Origin of the sequence: Streptomyces boncukensis (genome assembly GCF_011045075.1) — a bacterium.
Taxonomy (GTDB): domain Bacteria; phylum Actinomycetota; class Actinomycetes; order Streptomycetales; family Streptomycetaceae; genus Streptomyces; species Streptomyces boncukensis.
In genome coordinates this window covers 1-7885 of record NZ_JAAKZZ010000358.1, presented here as the reverse complement: position 1 = coordinate 7885, position 7885 = coordinate 1, and the positions used below count along the sequence as shown (strand labels likewise).

7 protein-coding genes are annotated in these 7885 nt (G+C 73.7%); 6 read left to right on the top strand and 1 reads right to left on the bottom strand.

Going from position 1 to position 7885, the window contains the following annotated elements; translation table 11 throughout:
• Window positions 1-624, top strand: a 624-nt coding sequence (gene purN, locus G5C65_RS26435; RefSeq protein ID WP_241266070.1) for a phosphoribosylglycinamide formyltransferase, incomplete at its 5' end; no start/stop codon positions are given.
• On the top strand, window positions 617-2239 hold the full coding sequence (gene purH, locus G5C65_RS26430; protein ID WP_165301448.1) for a bifunctional phosphoribosylaminoimidazolecarboxamide formyltransferase/IMP cyclohydrolase: 1623 nt from the start codon (window positions 617-619) through the stop codon (window positions 2237-2239). The genes purN and purH, both read left to right, overlap by 8 nt.
• 65 nt (window positions 2240-2304) lie before the next feature.
• On the opposite strand, the gene G5C65_RS26425 is transcribed toward purH, so the two are convergent.
• Window positions 2305-3138 (bottom strand): FHA domain-containing protein, encoded by an 834-nt coding sequence (locus G5C65_RS26425; protein WP_165301447.1) that lies wholly within the window; start codon window positions 3136-3138, stop codon window positions 2305-2307.
• 146 nt (window positions 3139-3284) lie between these two features.
• Here G5C65_RS26425 and G5C65_RS26420 point away from each other — a divergent pair, with 146 nt between their 5' ends.
• The 4 genes from G5C65_RS26420 to G5C65_RS39580 all read left to right on the top strand — a co-directional run.
• The gene (locus G5C65_RS26420; RefSeq protein ID WP_165301446.1) at window positions 3285-4142 is read left to right on the top strand and encodes a bifunctional methylenetetrahydrofolate dehydrogenase/methenyltetrahydrofolate cyclohydrolase; all 858 of its coding nucleotides are present in this window, start codon (window positions 3285-3287) and stop codon (window positions 4140-4142) included.
• On the top strand, window positions 4142-4522 hold the full coding sequence (locus G5C65_RS26415) for a DUF3017 domain-containing protein (protein WP_165301445.1): 381 nt from the start codon (window positions 4142-4144) through the stop codon (window positions 4520-4522). The genes G5C65_RS26420 and G5C65_RS26415 overlap by 1 nt, the downstream gene beginning before the upstream one ends.
• Window positions 4523-4631: 109 nt before the next feature.
• A complete protein-coding gene (locus G5C65_RS26410; RefSeq protein ID WP_165301444.1) occupies window positions 4632-6851 on the top strand; it encodes an NADP-dependent isocitrate dehydrogenase in 2220 nt (739 codons plus the stop codon).
• A 227-nt stretch (window positions 6852-7078) separates the two neighbouring features.
• Window positions 7079-7885: helix-turn-helix domain-containing protein (locus G5C65_RS39580; protein ID WP_241266069.1), on the top strand; the 807-nt coding region annotated here is incomplete at its 3' end.

Sequence of the window (7885 nt, the reverse complement as noted above, 5' to 3'; positions counted from 1 at the left end):
GCGGCCCGCCTCGTGGTCCTGGTGTCCGGCTCGGGCAGCAATCTGCAGGCGCTGCTCGACGCCGTCGCGGAGCAGGGCGAGTCCTACGGCGCCCGCGTGGTGGCCGTCGGCGCCGACCGCACCTCGGCCGGGGGCCTGGAGCGGGCCGAGCGCGCCGGGGTCCCCACGTTCGTGTGCCGCGTCCGGGACCATGCCCACCGCGCGGCGTGGGACCGGGCGCTGACCGAGGCCACCGCCGCGTACGCGCCCGACCTGGTGATCTCGGCGGGCTTTATGAAGATCGTCGGCGAGGAGTTCCTGGCGCGCTTCGGCGGGCGGATCGTGAACACCCACCCCGCCCTGCTCCCCAGCTTTCCCGGCGCCCACGGCGTCCGCGACGCGCTCGCGTACGGCGCCAAGGTGACCGGGTGCACCGTCCACTTCGTCGACGACGGCGTCGACACCGGGCCCGTGATCGCGCAGCGCGCGGTGGAGGTCCTGGAGGAGGACTACGCCGACGAGGGGGCCGCGCTGCATGAGCGGATCAAGGAAGTCGAGCGAGGACTGCTCGTCGATGTCGTGGGGCTGCTGGCCCGCTACGGCTACAGCATTGAGGGACGAAAGGTACGGCTGGGACATGAGTGAGACTGCCCCGAGCACCCAGGACGGTACGCGGCCGGTCCGCCGCGCGCTGATCAGCGTCTACGACAAGACGGGCCTGGAGGAGCTGGCCCGCGGGCTGCATGCGGCGGGCGTCCAGCTCGTCTCGACGGGTTCCACGGCGAAGCGGATCGCGGCGGCCGGCGTCCCGGTCACCGCCGTCGAGGAGCTGACCGGCTTCCCGGAGTGCCTCGACGGCCGCGTCAAGACCCTGCATCCCCGGGTGCACGCGGGCATCCTCGCGGACCAGCGGCTGTCGGCGCACCGCGAGCAGCTGGCCGAGCTGGGCGTCGAGCCGTTCGAGCTGGTGGTCGTCAACCTCTACCCGTTCGAGGAGACCGTCGCCTCCGGCGCGGACCCGGACGCGTGCGTGGAGCAGATCGACATCGGCGGCCCGTCCATGGTCCGGGCCGCCGCCAAGAACCACCCGTCCGTGGCGGTCGTCGTCAACCCGGCCCGCTACGGCGACGTCCTCGCGGCGGTCTCCACCGCGTCCGACGGCGGCTCCGGCGCGGGTGGCTTCGACCTCGCCGCGCGCAAGCGGCTGGCCGCCGAAGCGTTCCGGCACACCGCGGAGTACGACGTGGCCGTGGCGTCCTGGTTCGCCTCCGACTACGCCTACGCGGGCGACGACGCCGAGTTCCCGCCCTTCCTCGGCGTCACCTACACGCGCGAGAACGTCCTGCGCTACGGCGAGAACCCGCACCAGGCGGCCGCGCTCTACTCGGGGGGCTGCGGCGGTCTGGCGCAGGCCGAGCAGCTGCACGGCAAGGAGATGTCGTACAACAACTACGTCGACACCGACGCGGCGCGCCGCGCCGCGTACGACCACGACGCGCCGTGCGTCGCGATCATCAAGCACACCAACCCGTGCGGTATCGCGGTCGCCGACCCCGCCGACGATATCGCCGAGGCGCACCGCAAGGCGCACGCCTGCGACCCGGTCTCCGCGTACGGCGGCGTGATCGCCGTCAACCGCCCGGTCTCCCGGACGATGGCCGAGCAGGTCGCGGACATCTTCACCGAGGTGATCGTCGCGCCGGACTACGAGGACGGCGCGATCGAGGCCCTCACCAGGAAGAAGAACCTCCGGGTGCTGCGCTGCCCGCAGGCGCCCGGGTCCCCCGCTGCTCGTTCGGAGTTCCGGCCGATCGACGGCGGCGGGCTGGCCCAGGTCAGCGACGCGCTGCAGGCGGACGGCGACGACCCGGCGCACTGGACGCTGGCGGCGGGCGCGGCGCTGTCCGACGGCGAGCTGGCCGAGCTGGCCTTCGCGTGGCGGGCCTGCCGGGCCGTCAAGTCCAACGCGATCCTGCTGGCCAAGGACCGCGCCACGGTCGGCGTCGGCATGGGGCAGGTCAACCGCGTCGACTCGGCCCGGCTCGCGGTGCAGCGCGCGGGGGAGGAGCGGGCGCGCGGGGCGTATGCGGCGTCCGACGCGTTCTTCCCGTTCCCGGACGGCTTCGAGGTGCTGGCCGGGGCCGGGGTGCGGGCGGTCGTCCAGCCGGGCGGGTCCATCCGCGACGACGCGGTGATCGAGGCGGCGCAGGCGGCGGGGGTCACGATGTACCTCACCGGCACCCGGCACTTCTTCCACTGATCCGGATCCGGGACTGATCGCGGGGTGCCCCGTGCTGCCATGGTTCTCCGCGAACCATGGCGCCCCTACACCGCCACCTGCCCGTCCAGCACTCCCAGCTGCTCCTCGCGCACCAGGTCGAGGCGGAGCGCGAGCGCTGCAAGGGCCTCCCGCGCCTCGACCCCGGCACCGTCACCGCCCACCCCTCCCGGGAGGGGGACCCGCAGCTTGAGGGCGAGGTACCCGAGGTTCCAGGCGACCGCCGCCGCGCTGACCCCGGGCCACACCCCGCGCAGCCGGGCGCCCAGCTCGGCGACGCCGGGCGGCGGCGCGTCCGGCGCCCCGCCGCGCAGCCGCGGCTCGCAGAGCGCGGCCAGCACCAGGAAGTAGCGCCGTGAGTGGTCGAGCGGGAACGGCACCGGGAGCGGCTCCTCCGGTGCGGTTCCCGCTCCGTCCCCCGTGTCCGGTGCGCCGAGGTAGTCGTGGCGCGGCGCCAGCACGTCGAAGCCGGGCCGGCCCGCGCCCCTCCCCTCCCCGCGCCCCGCTCCGGCGTACGGCCCCTGCCCCGTCCCGTACGCCGGCGCGCGGCCGGCGGCGCTCCGCTCGCCGTCGGCCAGGGTGACCCGGGCGAACTCGAACGGCACCGGCGCGTCGGCCCGCCCCGGCCCGACGCTGAGGTGCTCGCCCTCGCCCTCCGGGTCCGCGATCAGATACGTCAGGTCCCGGCTGAAGTTGCTGAGGACCCAGAAGGCCCCGGTCGCGGTGATCTCGCCCGCCGCGCGCGGGACCCGGGGGTGCGGGATGGCGAGGCCCGCGTCCGCGGGTGCCGCGCGGCCGAAGCGCAGGGTCTGCCCGGGCTCCAGCCGGTGCTGGCCCGCCGGGCTGCGGCAGCCGTCGGGGACGACGATGACGCTGAACACCTTCGGCAGCGTACGGATCCCGGGCCGCCGGGCTCAACGGAGCGCGGGGGTGGCACGGGCGCACACCTGTGCCATTGGGCGGTGCGGTCCCGGGGAGCGGGGGCACGGAGTGGAGACCATGCGCCCGCATCCGCGAGGATGGGCCCATGACCGCCCAGATTCTCGATGGCAAGGCCACAGCAGCCGCGATCAAGGCCGATCTCACCACGCGCGTCGAGGCCCTCAAGGCCCGGGGCTGCACCCCGGGGCTCGGCACGGTGCTCGTCGGTGAGGACGTCGGCAGCCAGAAGTACGTCGCGGGCAAGCACCGCGACAGCCAGCAGATCGGTATCAACTCCATCCAGCGCGAACTGCCCGCCTCCGCCTCGCAGGAGGCCGTCGAGGCGGTCGTGCGCGAGCTCAACGAGGATCCGGCCTGCACCGGCTACCTCGTGCAGCTCCCGCTCCCCGGGGGCATCGACGCCAACCGGGTGCTGGGGCTGATGGACCCGGCCAAGGACGCCGACGGGCTGCACCCCACCAACCTGGGGCGCCTCGTCCTGGGCGAGGAGGCGCCGCTGCCGTGCACCCCGGCGGGCGTGATCCGGCTGCTGCGGCAGTACGGCGTGCAGATCGCGGGCGCCGAGGTGGTGGTGATCGGCCGCGGTGTCACCATCGGCCGCCCGATGCCGCTGCTGCTCACCCGGCGCAGCGAGAACGCCACCGTGACCCAGTGCCACACCGGCACCCGCGACCTGGCCGCGCATCTGCGCCGCGCCGACATCGTGATCGCGGCGGCGGGCGTGCCGCACCTGGTCAAGCCGGAGGATGTGAAGCCGGGCGCCGCCGTGCTGGACGTCGGGGTCAGCCGGGACGAGCACGGGAAGATCGTGGGCGATGTCCACCCGGGCGTCCGCGAGGCCGCGGCCTGGGTCGCGCCCAACCCCGGCGGGGTCGGGCCGATGACCCGGGCCCAGCTGCTGGTGAACGTCGTGGAGGCGGCCGAGCGTTCGGCGGGCTCCTGATGCCGCGCCGGCTGTCCGCGCTGACCCGGAGCACCGCCCGGCCCGAGGGCGGCGGCCGGGCGCTGGGCGGCACGCACGCCGCGCCGTACCGCCAGTGGCCGCTGCTGGCGGTCTGCGCGGCGGTGCTGGTGGGGCTGCTGGTCACGGTGGGCACCTTCCGCGCCGGGCTGCTGATCGTCGGCGGCGCGATGCTGGGCGGGGCCGTGCTGCGCTGGTGCCTTCCTGAGGTGGGGATGCTGGCGGTGCGCTCGCGCTTCACCGATGTGGCGACGTACGGGGTGCTGGGCGCGGGCATCGTGCTGCTGGCGATGATGGCCCAGCCGTCCCCGTGGCTCACCGTCCCGTTCCTGGAGGACGTCGTCCGGTTCTCCGTGCGGTGAGGGGTGCGGCTCCCCCCGTGCGGGAGTCAACGGGGGGTACCCCCTTCACTCGGTCGTGCGGCGAGATATCTTGATGTCGAGACGGTTGACAACGTGAGGCGGAGTACCGGTGACTGACTCGACCATCATCTATACGCAGACCGACGAGGCCCCGGCCCTGGCGACGTATTCGTTCCTGCCTGTGATCAGGGCGTACGCCTCGACCGCCGGGGTGACCGTCGAGAGCCGCGACATCTCGCTGGCCGGACGGATCATCGCCGGCTTCCCGGAGTGGCTGGAGGAGGGCCAGCGGATCGGTGACGCGCTCGCGGAGCTCGGCGAGCTGGCCCGGACCCCGGCCGCCAACATCATCAAGCTGCCGAACATCTCGGCGTCCATCCCGCAGCTCAAGGCCGCCATCGCCGAGCTGCGCGAGAAGGGCTACGCGCTGCCGGACTACCCGGACGAGCCGGCCACCGACGAGGAGCGCGACATCCGCGCCCGCTACGACAAGGTCAAGGGCAGCGCCGTCAACCCGGTGCTGCGCGAGGGCAACTCCGACCGCCGTGCCCCGGCCTCGGTCAAGAGCTACGCCAAGGCCCACCCGCACTCCATGGGCGCCTGGAGCCCGGAGTCGAAGACGAACGTCGCCACCATGGGCGCCGACGACTTCCGCTCCACCGAGAAGTCGACGGTCATCGAGGCGGACGGCGCCCTGCGCATCGAGCTGGTCGGCAACGACGGCAGCACCACCGTGCTGCGCGAGTCGGTGCCGGTGCTGGCCGGCGAGATCGTGGACGCGGCCGTCCTGCGCGCCGCGGCGCTGCGCACCTTCCTGAGCGGGCAGGTGGCGCGGGCCAAGGACGCGGGCGTGCTGTTCTCCGTGCACCTCAAGGCCACCATGATGAAGGTGTCCGACCCGATCATCTTCGGGCACGTGGTCCGCGCGTTCTTCCCGCAGACCTTCGAGAAGTACGGCGAGGCGCTGACCGCCGCCGGGCTCTCCGCCAACGACGGCCTCGGCGCGATCTACGCGGGCCTGGAGTCGCTGCCGAACGGCGCGGAGATCAAGGCGTCCTTCGACGCCGAGCTGGCCGCCGGGCCCGACCTGGCCATGGTCAACTCGCACAAGGGCATCAGCAACCTGCATGTGCCCAGCGACATCATCGTGGACGCCTCCATGCCCGCGATGATCCGCACCTCCGGCCATATGTGGAACAAGGACGACCAGGAGCAGGACACCCTCGCGGTGATCCCGGACAGCTCCTACGCGGGCGTCTACCAGACCGTGATCGAGGACTGCCGCGCCCACGGCGCCTTCGACCCGGCCACCATGGGCTCGGTGCCGAACGTCGGGCTGATGGCGCAGAAGGCCGAGGAGTACGGCAGCCACGACAAGACGTTCGAGATCCAGGCCGAGGGCACCGTGCGGGCCGTGGACGGCAGCGGCAACGCCGTCCTGGAGCAGACCGTCGCCCCCGGCGACATCTTCCGGATGTGCCAGACCAAGGACATCCCGGTCCGGGACTGGGTCAAGCTCGCCGTCACCCGCGCCCGCGCCACCGGCGCCCCGGCCGTCTTCTGGCTGGACGAGACCCGTGCGCACGACGCGCAGCTCATCGCGAAGGTGCGCCAGTACCTCCCGGAGCACGACACCACCGGGCTCACCGTCGAGATCATGGCGCCGGAGCAGGCCACCGCGTACTCGCTGGAGCGGATCCGGCGCGGCGCCGACACCATCTCCGTCACCGGCAACGTGCTGCGCGACTACCTCACGGACCTCTTCCCGATCCTGGAGCTGGGCACCAGCGCCAAGATGCTCTCCGTCGTCCCGCTGATCAACGGCGGCGGGCTGTTCGAGACCGGCGCGGGCGGCTCGGCCCCCAAGCATGTGCAGCAGCTCGTCGAGCAGAACTATCTGCGGTGGGACAGCCTGGGCGAGTTCCTGGCCCTGGCGGTCAGCTTCGAGCACCTGGCGCAGCGCACCGGCAACGCGCGCGCCCAGGTCCTCGCGGACACCCTGGACCGCGCCACGGGGACGTTCCTGAACGAGAACAAGTCGCCCACCCGCAAGCTGGGCGGCCTCGACAACCGCGGCAGCCACTTCTACCTCGCGCTCTACTGGGCGCAGGAGCTGGCGCGGCAGACGGAGGACGCGGCGCTCGCCGAGGCGTTCGGGGACCTGGCCGGAACGCTGGCCGGGCAGGAGGAGGCCATCGTCGCCGAGCTGGGCGGCGTCCAGGGCTCCCCGGCGGACATCGGCGGCTACTACCAGCCCGACGACACCAAGGCGTCGGCCGTGATGCGCCCGTCGCGGATCTTCAACGAGGCGCTGGCCAAGCTGGGCTGATCCCGGCAGCACGCGCCGCACCCCCCGGCGGCTGGCAAACTATGGGGCACGCGTGACCGATGGGGTGTGCACGGGTGTGGGTTGTGACCCGTAACGCTCCCGTGCGCCCCCTGCCCCGGAACTGACATCCTGGCTGCTTGCATCCCCCTGGGTAGCCAGTACGCAGCCCCGGGGGCCGTGGCGCAGCACGGGGGACGACAGCACGATTCGGGGGACAAGGGGGAGCAATGCCTCGTTGGAGGGCACTGCCGGACGAGCTGGATCCGCAGATCCGTGAGTTCGCCAGCCAGCTCAGGCGGCTGGTGGACCGCAGCGGGATGAGCGTTGCCACGATCGCCGACCGCACGGGCTACAGCAAGTCCTCATGGGAGCGGTACCTCAACGGGCGGCTGCTGCCTCCGCGCGGCGCCGCGCAGGCGCTGGCCGAGGTCACCGACACGGACCCGCGCCACCTCGGCACCATGTGGGAACTGGCCGAGCGGGCGTGGAGCCGCAGTGAGATGCGCCACGACCAGACGATGGAGGCCATACAGGTCGCCCAGGCGTACGCCGCGCTGGGCGCGGTCGGCGACGAGCCGGCCAAGGGACGCAAACGCCGCCGCGGCAAGTCCGGAGCGCCCTCGCGAGACAGCGCGGACTCCGGTGCCGCCGGAGCCGGTGCCGGTGCCGGTGCCGGTACGGATACGGACGCCGCCCCCGCTGCCGCCGTCGTCGACGATGACGCCGCGCCCCGGCCCGGCAGCGTCCCTGCCCCGGGCGGCCCCGGGTCGCAGCTTCCGGCTGCGGGCGGTCCCGGGGCGCAGTCCGCGGGGACCGGTGGTTCCGGTGCGCCGGGTGGCTCCCCCGCCGCCCCCGCGGAGGACCGCACCCAGGTGCTGCGCCGCGACACCTCCGGTGACGGCCCCGCCGGTCCCGCCGGTCCCGCCGTCGCGCCGGCCCCCGCGGCGGGGACGGAGGCCACCGCGCGGCTGCGCAAGGACGTGCGCGGCGCGGCGCCGCGGCCCGGTGTCCCGCAGGCCGGCCCGGGTCCGCAG